This is a genomic window from Nostoc piscinale CENA21, from assembly GCF_001298445.1.
GTDB lineage: Bacteria > Cyanobacteriota > Cyanobacteriia > Cyanobacteriales > Nostocaceae > Nostoc_B > Nostoc_B piscinale_A.
The window spans coordinates 564,606-581,334 of sequence record NZ_CP012036.1; the positions used below are offsets into that span (position 1 = coordinate 564,606).

At 40.4% G+C, this 16,729-nt stretch carries 11 protein-coding genes and 4 pseudogenes; 13 read left to right on the plus strand and 2 right to left on the minus strand.

All coding sequences use genetic code 11. The features are described from left to right. Positions 1–217: 217 nt before the first annotated feature. Positions 218–1,300, plus strand: coding sequence for a hypothetical protein (locus ACX27_RS02515; protein WP_235526467.1), 1,083 nt, complete (start codon positions 218–220; stop codon positions 1,298–1,300). Next, positions 1,239–1,625 carry a hypothetical protein gene (locus ACX27_RS33255; RefSeq protein ID WP_235526468.1) on the plus strand — a complete coding sequence of 129 codons (387 nt, stop codon included), beginning with the start codon at positions 1,239–1,241 and terminating at the stop codon, positions 1,623–1,625. Before ACX27_RS02515 ends, ACX27_RS33255 begins: the two co-directional genes overlap by 62 nt. Before the next feature lie 80 nt (positions 1,626–1,705). Here ACX27_RS33255 and ACX27_RS02520 read toward each other — a convergent pair whose 3' ends face one another. Then, positions 1,706–2,599: an alpha/beta fold hydrolase gene (locus ACX27_RS02520; RefSeq protein WP_062287984.1), complete on the minus strand. Its 894-nt coding sequence runs from the start codon at positions 2,597–2,599 to the stop codon at positions 1,706–1,708. A 155-nt stretch (positions 2,600–2,754) separates the two neighbouring features. Here ACX27_RS02520 and ACX27_RS02525 point away from each other — a divergent pair, with 155 nt between their 5' ends. The 11 genes and pseudogenes from ACX27_RS02525 to purU all read left to right on the plus strand — a co-directional run bounded on the left by ACX27_RS02525 (position 2,755) and on the right by purU (position 15,916). After that, positions 2,755–3,066 (plus strand): carbon dioxide-concentrating mechanism protein CcmK, encoded by a 312-nt coding sequence (locus tag ACX27_RS02525; RefSeq protein WP_062287987.1) that lies wholly within the window; start codon positions 2,755–2,757, stop codon positions 3,064–3,066. An 87-nt stretch (positions 3,067–3,153) separates the two neighbouring features. After that, positions 3,154–3,504 (plus strand): carbon dioxide-concentrating mechanism protein CcmK, encoded by a 351-nt coding sequence (locus tag ACX27_RS02530; protein WP_062287990.1) that lies wholly within the window; start codon positions 3,154–3,156, stop codon positions 3,502–3,504. 823 nt (positions 3,505–4,327) lie between these two features. Then, positions 4,328–5,512 (plus strand): HetZ-related protein 2, encoded by a 1,185-nt coding sequence (locus ACX27_RS02535; RefSeq protein WP_062287993.1) that lies wholly within the window; start codon positions 4,328–4,330, stop codon positions 5,510–5,512. A 232-nt stretch (positions 5,513–5,744) separates the two neighbouring features. Beyond that, positions 5,745–6,905, plus strand: coding sequence for a GspE/PulE/PilB domain-containing protein (locus ACX27_RS02540; RefSeq protein ID WP_062287996.1), 1,161 nt, complete (start codon positions 5,745–5,747; stop codon positions 6,903–6,905). 204 nt (positions 6,906–7,109) lie between these two features. Continuing rightward, positions 7,110–7,794, plus strand: a pseudogene (locus ACX27_RS02545) (Crp/Fnr family transcriptional regulator). 615 nt (positions 7,795–8,409) lie between these two features. Continuing rightward, positions 8,410–10,194 carry a M61 family metallopeptidase gene (locus tag ACX27_RS02550; RefSeq protein ID WP_062288000.1) on the plus strand — a complete coding sequence of 595 codons (1,785 nt, stop codon included), beginning with the start codon at positions 8,410–8,412 and terminating at the stop codon, positions 10,192–10,194. A gap of 501 nt (positions 10,195–10,695) precedes the next feature. Then, a pseudogene (locus tag ACX27_RS02555) lies at positions 10,696–11,698 on the plus strand (ABC transporter ATP-binding protein). Next, a pseudogene (locus tag ACX27_RS02560) lies at positions 11,699–12,513 on the plus strand (ABC transporter permease). Between the two features lie 60 nt (positions 12,514–12,573). Continuing rightward, positions 12,574–14,308: pseudogene (locus ACX27_RS02565) on the plus strand (GldG family protein). Positions 14,309–14,390: 82 nt separating this feature from the next. Beyond that, entirely contained in the window at positions 14,391–15,005 is a 615-nt protein-coding gene (locus tag ACX27_RS02570; protein WP_062288002.1) for a DUF4340 domain-containing protein, read from the plus strand. Between the two features lie 56 nt (positions 15,006–15,061). After that, the gene (gene purU, locus ACX27_RS02575; protein ID WP_062288005.1) at positions 15,062–15,916 is read left to right on the plus strand and encodes a formyltetrahydrofolate deformylase; all 855 of its coding nucleotides are present in this window, start codon (positions 15,062–15,064) and stop codon (positions 15,914–15,916) included. A gap of 35 nt (positions 15,917–15,951) precedes the next feature. On the opposite strand, the gene crtW is transcribed toward purU, so the two are convergent. After that, on the minus strand, positions 15,952–16,725 hold the full coding sequence (gene crtW / locus ACX27_RS02580) for a beta-carotene ketolase CrtW (protein WP_062288008.1): 774 nt from the start codon (positions 16,723–16,725) through the stop codon (positions 15,952–15,954). Positions 16,726–16,729: the final 4 nt, after the last annotated feature.

Consider the following 16,729-nt stretch of genomic DNA (forward strand, 5'->3'; position numbering starts at 1 on the left):
AGATGATTATAGCGAATCACGTTAAGTTCCAATTTATTAAAGTCTACATGGAATACTGAAGTTCGAGTGTAAGCAAAATTATCAGTTTCGGCATGAGAAATTTTACCGACTTTGTACCAAATAAGACGAAGCAAATTCTGGGCAATAGGCAAAAACGCGAGTATAAAAGTAGAAATAACCAGCCTTGCACCACCTACTAGATTGACCGAGAAGTACTATGGCACATCAATCGCGCAGACTATCGCTAAAATTCTTGAGACGCAATCAAACTTCCCCCGAAATCGCCGAAAAAGCGCCTCAACAGGGAAGTTTACTGTCATCAACAGTAGCGGTTACTGTTTTATTCAGTAGTGCTGGGTTAATTTTGATATTTGCTTGGATTAGTTGGCTGTTTATCTTCAATCCCGACAAAATCGTTTGGATGAACAAGTTTTTACCAGAATGGGCGCAAATTCCCTTTGGTTATAGCGAACATCCCCACACTCTTCCCGAAATTCAAGCCAGCGTACAAGCACAAAAACAAACATCCGGCGCGACTCTGGCTTTAGATAAAAACGATAACGCATTTTTATTACCAGTTTTTCAGCAACGTCCTAACTGTCAGTCTGATTGTGAAGAACTGGTAGCGTTGCGGGTTTATCAACTAGCAACAGACTCAGAATTTCAATCAAAAAGCGAAAAATACTATCGTTTAGCAACGCAACTATCTGTAACTGGAATAGACAAATCCTTTGTAGATAGTAAAGCCGAGAATGATGATAATAACTTCTTACCTTTAACCACAATCAAAGGTTTTGATGATGAAACACCAGCCGCAGGTGTTTGGTTTAATTTACAAGGAGAATATCAAAAAGGCACAAGTGCGATCGCCTATGGTCAGATTTTATATTACAATCCAGAACGCTCTAACTTAATCCAACTGCTGTCGTGGAAGAGTTCTAACGGTCAATCACCAAAATGGCAACAAGTGACTGGCAATGATGATAAAGAATTAATCTTAGACCAAACAGTCGGTTTAGAACCCCAATTACGGGTTTACCAAGTTAAACCAACTAAACTTTATCTCAACCCAATTCAGTTAGATAAAATTTCTCTCAAACCACCAGCTATTAAAGATACTGCTTACCAAAACGCCATCTCAATTGCCCGTAGCGGTTTATGGACACCAGCCCTAGAATCGTTAAAATCTCTGCAAAAACAACGCACAAACGCTTTACCCGCCACCGCCCTAGCCCAAGTTGATTTTATTCGCTTACACGCTGAATTCACCAAAGCACAAGCCGAAAAAAACTTGGGCTAGTCCCAGTGAACAAGTCTTAGCAGATTTAATTGATGGCCGTTGGAATAAAGCTTTAAAAGTATTTAAAGCATCACCCCAAAATGTCCAAGAAATTTCTATTCTGTTAAAAGGCGAAAAAGGCAAGTTGTGGAATCGTGTAGCATCAGCATTAGAAGTTAATCCACAACAGCCAGATGTACTTGCGTGGGGAGCTTTAATCTTAGCCGTTCAACAAGGAGATGCAAGTGCTATTGCTTGGCTAGAGAAACAGCCAAAAATCTCCAAAGATACCATTGCAGAAATTCAAGGTTTACTCAAACGACTAAATCATGAATCAGAGCAATAAAGTGAGAAGTATTACTGTTCTCAGTATCCAGAAGATGCCATGATAACGAGTTTGAAAACACGCCCTAGCCTCTTTACTTTTTATGATTCATCTCGAAATTCGAGAATATGCTGGGCGGTAACTTGTGATTGTTCTAAATGGGGGATATGACCAGAGTCTTGAATCCAAATGAGTTTACTGTTGGGAATGGCACGTTTGAATCTTTTCGCATCTGTAGTGCCTAAGATTTTATCTGAGTCGCCCCAGAGAATTAATGTGGGTTGCAGAATTTGTCCTAGTTGCTTAAATCTAAAAGCACTGTAACCACCACTTTTGGTAAAAGCAATCAAAGCTAGATGCCAACTCGGCATTTCTAGATGCAGTCCACCACAACAGGTAGCATCTAGAGTCACTAGGCTGGGATTTTTATAGGCAGTGCGAGAAATGCGATCGCGGACTTTGGGACTACGCAAAAATTGTGTCGCCCAATTATCTAAGGGTGGAAACATGAATTTTGCTAAAGGTGAACCTGCTTTTAAGCCAGCACTATCAATTAACACCAGTTTTTTGACGACTTCTGGATAGGTGAGAGTAAAGTCAATGGCGGCTGCACCTCCCATCGATGCACCCACCAAAATTACAGGCTCCTTAATTAAGGTTTTCCAGAAATAATATAGATGGGTTTTAATGGCAACCGGACTAAATGCTATGTTTTGGAGTCTGTCGGTAAAGCCAAAACCGAGTAAATCCACTGCCCAAGTTTGATTATTTTCTGCCAGTAGTGGTAGTAGTCGGCGAAATTCTAATACAGAACTATCAAAACCGTGGATGAGTAAAATTGGTGTGCCACCACTGCCTTGTTTTACATAAGTGGTGGTGATTGGTTGAGTAGATAAAGGAGTGGCGATCGCTTGACTTTGCATACTACAAGCTAGTGCGATCGAGTTTGGTTCAGTTAATTGCCTAACTGCGGCTGGTAAAAAGCTGGGAAACATAAGTTATAGTTTACAACACCCCATTACCAAAATCGTGCTGATTTGTCAGCCGATGACTCAGTGTACTGAAAAAAACAGTCATGAATGTCACCATTGGAGCCAAACCCGCGTAAAATAAAGATCACTCTATTTTTATTGACTCAGGAGCTAATGCCATGCCAATGGCTGTTGGCGTAATTGAAACTTTAGGTTTTCCATCTGTGTTAGCCGCAGCAGATGCAATGGTGAAATCTGCCGCAGTCACGCTGGTGTATTATGGACTAGCGGAAAGTGGTCGCTTTGTTGTTGCTGTCCGAGGACAAGTTGCTGAAGTCAACAGAGCTGTTGAACAAGGTATAAATGCTGGAGAGCAGGTAAAGGCTGAAACAGTAATCACCCATTATATAGTTCCTAATCCCCCAGAAAATGTGGAAACAGTTCTGCCCATCCACTTCACCCAGAAATCTGAGCCTTTCCGGATCTTCTAAACAGTTTCGCCATTAAAATTTGTAACAAAGCTGCCTACAATTAATTTTGCAGCGATACATACGTTTATTTATATCAGGAGATGAAGAATGTCACTACAGGCAGTTGGTTCGCTGGAAACTAAGGGTTTTCCTGCTGTGTTAGCCGCAGCAGACGCAATGGTAAAAGCTGGCCGAGTTACCCTCGTTGGTTATATCCGAGTTGGTAGCGCACGTTTTACGGTAAATATTCGGGGAGATGTTTCGGAAGTGAAAACCGCGATGGCTGCTGGTGTGGAAGCAGCAGAAAATGTTTATGGAGGTACATTAGAATCTTGGGTAATTATCCCTCGTCCCCATGAAAACGTTGAAGCTGTTTTACCAATTGCTTACACCACAGAAGTACAGCAGTATCGTGACTCTGTGGAAAACCCTATCATCAGGTCTGGTAACGGCAGATAAAGTTAGATTTATTAGCAGATTCATCCCACAGCTAAAGTCAAAAGTCCCCAGTCCAATTGCTAATCAATGATTAATAATTGCGACTAGACTATTGACTTTTTGCTAGGTATGCTATTTCAATTTAATTCCATTTGTCACAAGTATTACTCTCCTGCACAAGTAACTCTTAAGAGAAACAAATTACTTATAGGACTGGTTGTCAAATTTGCATATAATTAAAAAAAATTTCGTTACCAACAGCATGAGATTTTAAGAAAATTGTAGTGTTAGCGATCGCGGCAATCTCTCACACAAATTCCCCATACCGAATAAAACTAAGGAGTTAACTGTAAACTATGGCTTTTAGATATGATCGCCATAGGCAAGCCAGTAAAAATTGATAAGAAAAATTACATATTTCCTCAAACACTAAACAAATACTCAATGACGTGAAACTTATCTACTCAAGATAACGTCTGGAATGTGGGTAAATCTCACTAGTTCTTGAGCAGCAGTGTAGACTTTCTCATTTTTACTAACTGAAGCACTTTAATCCTAGTTTGTCCTGATCAGATTGATTGAGGATTAGTCAGCTTTTTAGGTATTTTGATGATAAGTTGACAAAAATTGAAAATTATGAAAGATGAAAAAATTGCTAACTACAAAAATTTTTTATTATGCAGAGAATAAAAATCAAAATTTAATCTGAAAACTTCTGCATAAAGTTTGGGAATAAAAACGTAAATAAGAATAGAATCGCTGAAATGTCTTCATGAAAGCGACCGATTCATGGACAACTGCCAGCCAAGATGTTAAGAGTGAGTGACGATCAACGGGGGTTGTGATGCAAACTTTACGGCAAGGTTTTGAGGAAAACAATCTCACTATGACAACAGATGCAGACAAACTAGCACAGTATTGGCATAAACGCCTAGCTGTAGAAATTCCAGAACAAAGTGTATCTGTTAGGGAGAGTATTGTTTTGTGGCTTTTAGGCAAAGACTTAAACAGATTTGAACTATTAGACCCCAAACAACTAGAAATTGCTAAACAAGCAATGGAATATCGCTGGAAAATTTTACATCAACGTTACTTGGGTCTTGGTAGAGACCGAGCTTATCGTAACTTAATTACTCGTTTGGGGAGTTTAGTCAGCTTACGCCATAAAATTCAAACTTGGGTAGCACTCAGCCGTGATCGCCAGCGCAGTGTTATAGATGTCTTACAAGAAGTGATCCAAGAACTGCTGCAAAGTGATACCTATATGCAGCAACAAATGGCCTGCATTGCCGAATTTACTACCGACAGACGATTGCAAGATACATTACTGTTTGCCAGCATTGAAGAATATGCTTTGCGGCCAGTCCGCAATCAACCACTACTGGTTTACAGATTTGTTAATTACTTGCGTCGGACTCAGCGTGGTGGCTTAACGCAAGTACCAGGTAGCGATATGGTGAGACTGGTTTCCGAAGAAATTCTCACCGATGACAGTGATAATCGCGTCAACTTGGTAGATACCCAAGCGATCGCTGAATATCAAGAATCACAACAACTAGAAGAACAACAAGCACTGCGTCAGTCCGTGCAAACAGAATTTGCTGACTACTTACAAGAAAATCTCGGACAAGATGCAGTAGATTGGTTGCGGCTGTATCTCCAAGGCAAATCTCAAGACGAAATTGCCAAACAACTGCAAAAACCCATTCGAGAAATCTACCGTCTGCGGGAAAAAATCAGTTACCATGCAGTCCGGGTTTTTGCCCTCAAAGGGAAACCAGAACTTGTCAATAGCTGGCTATCAATTTCCTTGGAAGAACATAATTTGGGACTCACCCCTAGGCAATGGCAGCAACTTTATCAAAAATTAACGCCATTGGGTCAGAAAGTGCTAGATTTACGCAAAATCGGTCATTCCCTAGAAGCGATCGCCCAACAGTTAGGTCTGAAGACTCATCAGGCAATGGGAGAATGGACAAAAATTTATCTCACCGCCCAATCCTTGAGAACTGAAGAATCAGGAGCATAAGCAGCTGCCGCAATTCCTACCCATGAATTCATCGGGTACTTTGCGGAATGCCCTTCCCCTGCTCCCTGACATCAACAAAGACTAACTAGTACAGAAAAATTTATACCTATCAAACCCAGCATTATCTTACTGAGATTAATTTAATTTTTACCAAGATAATAAAGTATCTTTATTTACTGCCAACTAGCTTAGAGCAAAATAAAATATAAGGAAACTGTAAATAATTAAACCTATGTTGTCTTCAGAGGACAAATCAAATGATACCGAAGCCAATGAGCAGCAGGTACTATCGAATATACCGATCAGCTTAGAGCAAGAAAGCGATCGCCAACAAATATTTCAGCTAATTGATCATCTCTTGTCCTTTGAAGCTTGCTTGTATCACCAAATTCTGCCCTTTCGATTAGAAGGTAACAAATTACTCCTAGGGATGGTGCATCCGCAAGACAGTAGCGCCCTTGATTACGTAAATCGCATCCTAGCTTATATCAACTGCACAATGGTGGCTCAAGAAATTGCCAGCGACAGCCACCGCCACATTCTCTCAGCCTACCTCAACTATAAAAATACGTTTAGCTCCAATATCCCAGCCCTCAATCACGTTGATTTCAAATCATCTCAACAGCAACCACCAAAATCAATGGTGGCAAATATGGAAACTCCCAAAAATCCTAGCAACTTAACAGAATTTCCTTCACTGCCAGAACCCAACCTTTCAGCTTTAGCCCAAAAGCTCAAACAAGAAATCACAGAGGCTACACTGGCAAATAATTTAACCATCCTGCCAGTGCCTACCCCAGAACTATCCACTCCTGTGGAAGTGCTGGCACTACTCCCACCCAAGAAACTACTAGAAGAATTACTCGGTCGAGTTTTGGGTGGTGGCATTGGTCGCTTGTATTTAGAAAGACAACCCTACCAAGGTAGGATACTCTGGAGTGATAATGGTGTTGTACAGTCGGTGCTAGATAATTTACCTCTGTCAGTTTTTCAAGGCGTACTGAATGAATTAAAGCGATTTGCTGGTTTACCTGTAGCCACAATTACAGAACCAAAACAAATAGAAAAAGAATGTTTATATCAACAAAACCGTTTGTTATTACGCCTGCGAGTCATGCCAGGCATTTATGGTGAAGAAGCCACACTACAGGTATTGCGAGGAGCCGCCTTAAAGTTTTATCAACAACAACATTTAGCTCGTCTCAGCCGTGATGTTTTGGGTATTTCTCAACAACTGAGCTATAAATTACAAGAACTGCATCAACGGCTAATACTTAACTCTAGCCTGACATCAGAGCAAGCAGATGCTTTAGATAATTTAAATCATATTGTGGAAAATTTAGACCAACAAGTCAAAATACTCACAGCAAATAGCGATTCAATGAGCAAATAATAAATCACAATTCTGTCAGTAAAACCTCTGATTTCGATCCCTGACATAATTGCTATGTTGTAAGGGAACATTAGACCGAAAAGCCATAGTTTTTAGTATTAATTCTTACATGTAAAATATGTATTAATACTATGGTAGCGGGTTTAAAACTTATAGCAGTCAACTAAATTTTCCATTATTGAATTTATTTTTTACAGATATTTCATGCAGACTGAGGTTTTTAGTGAACTTTTCCCCTTGCTGAGTACAGCCAACCCACAAACTTTAGAATGGCTGCTCAATGTTGCCGTTGATCACGAATATCCCGTAGGACGAGCCGTATTGATGGAAGATGCTTGGGGTAACGCCGTTTACTTTGTGGTATCTGGATGGGTAAAAGTCCGCCGTACCTCTGGTGAAGATTCTGTGGCCATAGCGATTTTAGGTCGGGGTGATTTTTTTGGCGAAATGGCAATTTTAGATGAATCTCCACGTTCTACTGATGTAATTGCCCTTTCACCTTGTAAAATTACTGAGTATTTCTAGAGAGCGTTTTATTCAAATCTTGTTTAAAGATCCACAATTACACCATCGGATGCTGCAACTGATGGTGCGAAGAATCAGACAATTTAACCAACGGTTACAAATTCGCTCTTCACCACCAGCAGTCAAACTGGCTCACACCTTAGTCAGTTTGGGTGAAAGTTATGGACAAGACTCAGAACGGGGTAAAGAAATTTTTAATATTCCCTTTAAAGATTTGGCGGAAGTGACAGAAATCGGAGTTGAAGAAACCACCAAAATCATGGAAAAACTACATGAAAAAGGATGGATCACAATTGATAATGCTAATAACATCATTTACTTGGTTAACTTCAAGCAACTGATGAATTTGGCAGGGAAAGTCTAATACCATTTTGGATTTTGCGAAAAGTTGAGCCAGTGCGTTGGGCAGGTTACCTGACTTGAGCAAACTTTTCAAGACGGATTTTGGATTGAGAAAGTGTTTACTGATAAGCTTTTGGCCAATCCATTTGTCGCAATCATTCTTCAATTTGGTATAATCGTGGGTTAAAAGAAATTCAGCTGCTACGAAAACTGATGTATATTAGCTATCCAAGTCCGAGACTGAGGAACTTTGGGACTAACGGCTGATGCTTGTGTTAGGAAGTCTTGAAAAAAAAAGAAACGGCAGAGGCCACAGATATAAATTTTGGTGATATTGGTGAGCATGAAAAGTTGAGTGACCAGCTTTGAAATCAGCTCTACTAACTACTTTTGATGAAAAGCACCCAAGCATCAAAAATGCTGGAAACACATGCTTGGTAGGAAAAATTAATTAATTATGGATAAAAAGACCGGAAGCTTTGATCTCAACGATAAAATATTAATTAATTGTAAATTTTTTCAAAACTTGCTTTCACACTCCTTGATTCCTAGTTCTTTACAAAGTCCCTCTATTGACTATTAATTATTGACTAATAACTATAAACTCATAACTTATCACTCCTGTCTACTACTACAAATGACTGAAGCAACAGCACCTCGTCTCGAAATTGGCGTTAAGGAAACCGTACCGACGATTCATTACCTGGTAGCAATGCCCCAACCAGAAACCCATCTGTTTGAAGTGAGCTTGCAGCTGGTTAATCACTCATCCCCAACCCTAGATTTGAAAATGCCCGTCTGGACACCAGGTTCTTACCTAGTGCGGGAATACGCCAAGAATCTGCAAGATTTTGCCGCTTTTGCTGGGGAGCAACCTTTACCTTGGCGTAAAATCAGCAAAAACCACTGGCAGATCAACACAAACGGTATTTCGGAATTAACGGTACGTTACCGCATATTTGCCAATGAGCTATCGGTACGGACAAACCATTTGGATGGTACCCACGGTTATTTTAACGGTGCAGCTCTGTTTTTTAGAGTCCGGGGCTATGAAACGTTGCCCATTCAAGTGACGATTGTACCGCCGCATCCCGAATGGCGAGTGACGACTGCCTTGCCTTCAGTTGATGGACAGTCATCCACTTTTTACGCAGTCGATTTTGATACTCTTGTCGATAGTCCCTTTGAAATTGGCTATCACGAGTTATACCAATTTGAGGTATTGGGAAAACCTCACGAACTGGCTATTTGGGGACAGGGCAATTACCAAGCACAGCAAGTAATTGCTGATATTCAAAAAATCATTCATGTAGAAGCACAGATGTTTGGCGGTTTGCCTTACGATAGATATGTGTTTTTACTGCATTTGTTTGCTCAAGCCTATGGTGGTTTGGAACATAAAAACTGTTGCTCTTTGATTTATCAGCGTTTTGGTTTTAATTCACCAGATAAATACGATCGCTTCATTCAATTAGTGGCGCACGAGTTCTTTCACTTGTGGAATGTGAAACGCATTCGCCCAAAAGCTTTAGAGGTTTTTGATTACGACCGGGAAAATTACACTTCGTCTTTGTGGTTCTGTGAAGGAACAACCAGTTACTATGATTTGCTGATTCCTTTGCGGGCAGGAATTTATGATGCCAAATCATATTTTCATAATTGGAGTAAAGAAATTTCCAGATTTTTAACTACCCCAGGGCGTAAGGTGCAATCACTGGCTGAGTCCAGTTTTGATGCCTGGATTAAACTTTATCGCCCAGACGCTAATAGCAATAATTCCCAAGTTTCTTACTATTTGAAAGGAGAAATGGTTTCTTTATTACTAGATTTGCTGATTAGAGAGCGATCGGCAAATCAGCGTTCTTTGGATGATGTGATGCGGTTGATGTGGCGCAAATTTGGTAAATCAGAAATTGGTTATACACCCGAAGAATTGCAGGAAGTAATTGAATCTGTTGCAGAGATGGATTTGACAGACTTCTTTAATCGCTTTATCAATGGCACGGATGAGTTGCCGTTTAATCAATACCTAGAGCCTTTTGGTTTACAGGTGATTGCCGATAAAGAAGAAGAACCTTACTTGGGGTTGAGGTTAAATACCGAAAATGGTAGAGAGATTGTCAAGTTTGTGGAATTTGGTTCACCTGCACAATTGGCAGGAATTGATGCGGGTGATGAGTTACTAGCGATCGCTGGTATCCGTGTTACCTCTCATCAACTGAGCGATCGCTTAAAAGATTACCAAGCAAACGACGTAATTCAAGTAACAGTTTTCCATCAAGATGAACTGCGTACCTGTTCTGTGACTCTGGCTGCACCACGTCCAAGTAAATATCAAGTAGTTCCAGTCAACAATCCTAACACCAAACAAAAAGAAAATTTTGCAGGGTGGTTAGGTATCCCACTGACCAGCCTGCGTTAAAACTGCCACTTTTGAATGTTTTGATTGCTAAGGCAATTTATATGGGCGCAATATATACATATTGCGCCCCTATGAGTTTTTACTAATAGGACTTACGCACAAGGATTTTCTGTGGAGAATAGGTGAACCCACCTTCCGCACCTTATACCGTTTCGCTTTAAGTTTGATACAAATAGGTCGCAGAGGGCAGGGAGCAAGGGGAAAAAATAAAAAACTTATAAATTTGTATCATTTTTTTTCGTGAAATGGTATCACATATTCAGCAAAGCCACCAAAGTAGTACACAAGAACTAAAATTAATTCAATTGCTAAGAGAGGTGATGAGAATAGTTGCATTAAAATCGACAGGGGGAGTGAGGAATGGTAGAGCATTTTAACGCCAGTTTCCCCTAAACAACAAGCTGCAGCACAGCTTCAACCAATTGATAACGAATTGCTATTCTATGATGATCTAAGATTGTTGGGTATTGTTTAATTTACGATCGCCCATAAACCAGACCAATGATTGAAGTTGAACATCTCAGTAAAACTTACGGTTCTACCCCAGCGATTACGGATGTGACTTTTCGGGTTGAACCAGGGGAAATTTTAGGGTTTTTGGGGCCGAATGGCGCTGGTAAAACCACTACAATGCGAATTTTAGCAGGCTATTTACCGGCAACTAGCGGCACAGCAAAAATTTCTGGGTTTGATGTCCATAAAAATTCTTTGGCGGTGCGTCAACGCATTGGTTATTTACCAGAAACACCGCCGTTATATCCAGAGATGACGGTGGAGGGATTTTTGCATTTCGTCGCCAGAATCAAAGGAATCCCCGCAGGCGATCGCACCACCAAAGTCAAAGCAGCGATCGCACGCTGTAATTTAGAAGATAAGCAACAGGTCATTATTCGCAAACTTTCTAAAGGATATCGCCAAAGAGTCGGTATTGCTCAGGCGATCGTTCATGATCCACCAGCTATCATCTTGGATGAACCTACCGTTGGACTTGATCCCAGACAAATCATCGAAGTTCGCAATCTCATTAAAAGCCTAGCCGGGACACATACCATCATTTTGTCTACCCACATTTTGCCAGAAGTGAGTATGACCTGTAGCCGTGTTGCGATTATTAACCGGGGTAAAGTTGTCGCCACTAATACTCCCGAAAGTCTGATGACACAGTTGACAGGTGGCTCAGGATATGAATTAGAAATTGATGGCGAAGCAAATCTCGCCAAACAAGTATTACAAAATGTTGCAGGCGTGAGTCTGGTAGAATCAATTCCTGGTCATCATCTTACCAACTCCTACAGACGGACGGGCTTATTTGCGAGTGATTGCTCAACCAGGAACCGAACCGGGAAGAGACATCGCCGCCACCTTAATCCGCGCTGGATTTGGGTTACAAGAAATGCGCCGAGTTAGCGCCACCTTAGAAGATGTATTCTTGCAACTGACTACAGAAGAAAAGCATTTTGAACCAGAGACAGACTCAATCGCCAACGAAGGAGAAGCAGCATAAATGGGTATAGTACTAGCGAATATTATTGCCATTTATCGCCGAGAGTTACAGAGTTACTTTGTCTCGCCCTTAGCTTATGCGATCGCCGGGGTATTTTGGTTTATCTCCGGGTTGTTTTTTGTGACCATTTTGTTCGGCCCCGATGGAATTTTACCCTCCGTTGCAGCGATCGACTTACAAGGTCAACAATTGGGTGTACCAGTACCGTTAATTGATGTCCCCTATGAATTTATTCGGGCATTTTTAGACCGGATGGGTTGGTTATTGCTGTTTATTTTGCCAATTCTGTCGATGGGACTGTACGCCGAAGAACGCAAACGTGGCACATTAGAGTTATTAGCCACCTCACCCTTAACGAATTGGGCGGTAGCAGTCGGCAAATTATTAGGCGTGGTGACATTCTTAATTACAATGGTCGCACCACTGTTGATATTTGAAGCGATCGCCATTGGTGCTTCTAACCCTCCCATGTCGCCAGTTATTCTCCTAGTCGGTCATTTAGGCTTAATCTTGCTGGCAGCCGCAATTTTATCACTGGGAATGTTTATTTCCTCCTTAACAGACAGTACGATTCTGGCTGCTGTGATGACCTTTGCTTTAGTTTTGTTGCTGTTATTTGTGGATTTAATTGCTAAAAGTATAGGCGGCCCTGTGGGCGAAGCGATCGCTCATTTGTCATTACTCAAACATTTCAACACCTTTATTCAAGGAATTTTTGACACCAGCGCCTTAATTTTTATTTGCTAGTTACATTTTTTTTAGGTATCTTTCTCACAGCACAATCAATTGATGCCCTGCGTTTTCAACGGCAATAAATAATTAGTCATTAGTCATTGGTCGTTGGTCATTTCAAGACAAATGACAGAGGACAAAATATGAAAAAAATCACAAAAAAACAACCTTGGAAATATTTGTTTTGGCTGGGGCCATTTCTATTTATGGTCGGTTTTACAGCCGGGTTAGTATCTGGTAGCTGGGGACTATTACCCCTAGCATTTATGATTCCCGGAATTGCCATTATTGGATTTTGGGTATTTTGGCAAAGTCAGCAAAGCCGTTGGTGGGCGAGTCGTTCTACCCAAGCAGGAACTAATGCGGTTGTTGCAACTACTGCTGTGTTGATAATTTTAGGGTTAATTAACTTTTTAGGTGTTCGTTATCAACTACGCCAAGATTTAACCGAAACGCAGTTATTTACCCTTGCACCCCAATCACAAGAATTAGTCCGCCGTCTACCACAAACAGTCAAAATTTGGGTATTTGATACTAATCAAAATCCCCAAGATAGAGAATTATTAGAAAATTATCAAAGGCAAAGTTCTAAGTTTCAATTTGAATATGTTGACCCTCAAAACCGACCCGGAATTGCAGAGAGATTTGGGGTGAAAGAATATGGTGAAGTTTATTTAGAATCAGGTAACAAACGCCAATTAGTACAATCGTTAAATGTCAATGAACGTTTATCAGAAATTAAATTAACTAACCGACTACAACAATTAATTAATTCCACAGTTATTAAAGCTTACTTTGTGCAAGGTCATGGTGAACATCCCCTGACTGGTGGCGAAAGTGGTATTTCCCAGGCTGTGCAAGGATTAAGCGAGAAAGGTTACACAGTTGAACCACTCAACTTAGCTGATAAATTGCAAGTTCCCACTGATGCTGCGGTTGTAGTCGTTGCAGGTGCTAAACGTGGTTTTTTTGACGCAGAGGTCAAAGCTTTACAAGATTATCTCAATCGTGGCGGTAACTTGCTGCTGATGATTGACCCTGATACTGACCCCAAACTCAGCCCCTTATTACAAGAGTGGGGTGTGCGTCTTGATAATCGTTTAGCTGTGGATGTTTCCGGTGCAGGTGTGGGACTTGGCCCCGCAGCACCTATCATCACAGACTACGGACAACACCCAATTACTAAGGATTTTGGGAACGGTATTTCTTTTTATCGCTTGGCTAGACCAATAGAAACTACCTCCGTGGCTGGTGTTGAGTCTACGCCTTTAGTGCGAACCAAGCCCTATCCTAATAGCTGGGCGGAAAGCGACCTTAAAAGCGAAAAATTAGAATTTAATCCTGATAAAGACCTCAAAGGGCCACTAACTTTAGGCGTGGCGTTGACGAGAAAATCACCAGTAACACCAACAGCAACACCGTTACCAACTCCGACAGCACAAGCAACGCCCACAGCTACGACAACCCCAGCACCAACAACACCTACACCGTTACCACACACCGACAACCCAAGCAACGCCCACAGCTACGACAACCCCAGCACCAACAACACCCACAACCCAAGCAACACCAACTCCCACAACAGCCGAGAAATCTGAACAAACCCCGAAAGAATCACGTTTAGTAGTTTTCGGAAATTCAGATTTTGCTACCGATGGGGTGTTTCAACAGCAATTAAATGGTGATGTATTCCTCAACTCTGTATCTTGGCTGAGTCAGCAAGATCAGCAAACTCTTTCCATTCGCCCCAAAGAACCAAAAAATCGTCGCATCACTTTATCAACATCACAAGCCAATGTTTTAACCTTGTCATCTTTGTTGGTATTACCTTTGCTGGGCTTTTTAACAGCCGCTTTCATTTGGTGGCGAAGACGATGAAGTATGAAGTATGAAGTATGAAGTATGAAGTATGAAATTTCATCATTCTGCTTTTTGACAAATGACCAATGACAAATAACAAATGACTATTCCAAAGACAACTTTAATTTTGGTATTGTTGGCGCTGGGTTTAGGTGGTTTCGTATATTTCCATGAAATTAGAGGCGCAACTCAGCAAGAAGAAGTCAAGGCGAAACAGCAGCAAATTTTTGCGTTTGCGGAAGATGATGTGCAGTCTTTGACAGTCAAAACCAAAGCTTACACTCTGATGTTGGAACGCAATTCCAAGGGTAGCGAACCTAAATGGTTGCTGAAATATCCAGTTTCAGATTCAGCCAATGATGCGATCGTTTCTTATTTAACGGATTTGTTGGTTAAAGGTAAAAGCGATCGCACCATATCAACCTCTGCTAACCAACTCACAGAATTTGGTTTAGCCCAACCCAACGCCACCATTGAGATTAAACTGAAAAATCAGCAAACACATCAGTTAATTTTGGGCAAATCTGATTTTAATAATCGTTTTGTGTATGCTCAAGCTGACTCACCTACGCAACCAAACGGCAATATCAATGTATTATTAGTATCTACAGATTTTGCTAATGCCGTTAACCGGGAGTTATCAGAATGGCGACAAACTGTTGATAACAGTAAATCAACTCCTTTACCCACGAATCTTCCTCTTCCAACACCTTAGAAAAAGTATGAAGTAGGAATTGACGGAAATTAAATTTCTTTAACTACAATTATTTTATGTCCAATACAACTGCCACCTTGCTTATTTCTTGTCCTGATCAACGAGGACTTGTTGCCAAAATTGCTAACTTTATTTATGCCAATGGTGGCAATATTATTCATGCAGATCAGCACACAGATTTTTCGGCGGGGTTGTTTCTAACTCGTATAGAATGGCAGTTAGAAGGATTTAATTTACCTAAAGATTTAATTGGCCCAGCGTTTAATGCGATCGCTCAACCTTTAGGAGCTAAATGGGAACTCCATTTTTCTGACACTGTACCACGCATCGCAATCTGGGTCAGCCGCCAAGACCACTGTCTTTATGATTTAATTTGGCGACACCGTGCTAAAGAATTCGCTGCCGAAATTCCGTTAATTATTAGCAATCATCCTCATTTAAAAGTAGTTGCAGACCAATTTGGTATTGATTTCCATCACCTTCCAATTACCAAAGAAAACAAACCAGAACAAGAAGCTAAACAATTAGAATTATTATGCAAATACGAAATTGATTTAGTTGTACTGGCAAAATATATGCAAATTGTCAGTGCCGATTTTATTGCTCAATTTCCTCAAATTATTAATATTCATCACTCATTTTTACCAGCTTTTGTCGGCGCAAATCCCTATCATAGAGCTTTTGAGAGAGGTGTAAAAATCATTGGCGCAACCTCTCATTATGTGACTACAGATTTAGATGCAGGCCCAATTATAGAACAAGATGTAGTGAGAGTTAGCCACCGCGATGAAGTAGAAGATTTGGTTAGAAAAGGTAAGGATTTAGAGAGAATAGTATTAGCCAGAGCGGTACGGCTACACTTACAAAACCGTGTTTTAGTTTATGGTAATCGCACCGTCGTATTTGAGTAAATCGCTAAGTTGGGTTGCTAAAATACCTGATAAACTTATTGCTGCTTCTCAGCCTGATAAACCTCTGGTAATTGCCACCAAGGAATATGAGGATATTCGTGATGTTCTTGATGATAACCAAAATGGTAACAAGTAATAAATGACCAAAACACAGGTAAATGAGTACTACGTGTACAGTGCAAACTTGTGTATCCCTCTGCAAGTCTTCTATGAGGAAGAAAGGTGCCGAAATAAAATAATTGAATTGAACTGAAAATAGATGGTATACACCAAAATAAAATTAAATTAGTTTCAGGTATATTACAGACATATCTCAGAAAAATATATACCAATATAAATCTCAGATGTTGCCGCCAATTCCAATAAGATTTAATGAAGTTAAAATACCAGGCAAAAAAGTTTTGCTGCTGATGATCATAAAAATCTGGATCATCTTTAGTAGCCGGATAGTGGTGATGTGACCAGTGTTTTGTGAGTAGCTCTTGATAAGAAAATAGTGCGTACAAAAATACACATATTCTACCTATCCAATTATTAATTTTGGGATTTTGGGGAAACACTACGCCGTGCATAGCATCATGAGCAGTAATAAATAATCCTGTGTATAAAAATGTCTGCCAAAGTATCGCTATAGCTATTAAGGGAATTGGGGTTTGATAAATATTGAGTAAGAAAAATAATGTGATACTTATTACCCACAAGCCTAAAATCAGACCAGCAATGAGAATACCTTGAAATGTTTTTAGTGCTGCGCTAATAACAAAATCTGGCTGTTTTGATTGTGATGATAATGAATCAATCTGAGTCATCCGC

What these genes read in the sequence shown, in the direction of transcription:
- ACX27_RS02535 (WP_062287993.1), top strand. Translation starts at nt 4,328, where the DNA reads ATGCAAACTTTACGGCAAGGTTTTGAGGAAAACAATCTCACTATGACA.
- ACX27_RS02570 (WP_062288002.1), top strand. Translation starts at nt 14,391, where the DNA reads ATGACTATTCCAAAGACAACTTTAATTTTGGTATTGTTGGCGCTGGGT.
- ACX27_RS02550 (WP_062288000.1), top strand. Translation starts at nt 8,410, where the DNA reads ATGACTGAAGCAACAGCACCTCGTCTCGAAATTGGCGTTAAGGAAACC.
- crtW (WP_062288008.1), bottom strand. Translation starts at nt 16,725, where the DNA reads ATGACTCAGATTGATTCATTATCATCACAATCAAAACAGCCAGATTTT.
- ACX27_RS02520 (WP_062287984.1), bottom strand. Translation starts at nt 2,599, where the DNA reads ATGTTTCCCAGCTTTTTACCAGCCGCAGTTAGGCAATTAACTGAACCA.
- ACX27_RS02515 (WP_235526467.1), top strand. Translation starts at nt 218, where the DNA reads ATGGCACATCAATCGCGCAGACTATCGCTAAAATTCTTGAGACGCAAT.
- ACX27_RS02540 (WP_062287996.1), top strand. Translation starts at nt 5,745, where the DNA reads ATGTTGTCTTCAGAGGACAAATCAAATGATACCGAAGCCAATGAGCAG.
- ACX27_RS02530 (WP_062287990.1), top strand. Translation starts at nt 3,154, where the DNA reads ATGTCACTACAGGCAGTTGGTTCGCTGGAAACTAAGGGTTTTCCTGCT.
- purU (WP_062288005.1), top strand. Translation starts at nt 15,062, where the DNA reads ATGTCCAATACAACTGCCACCTTGCTTATTTCTTGTCCTGATCAACGA.
- ACX27_RS02525 (WP_062287987.1), top strand. Translation starts at nt 2,755, where the DNA reads ATGCCAATGGCTGTTGGCGTAATTGAAACTTTAGGTTTTCCATCTGTG.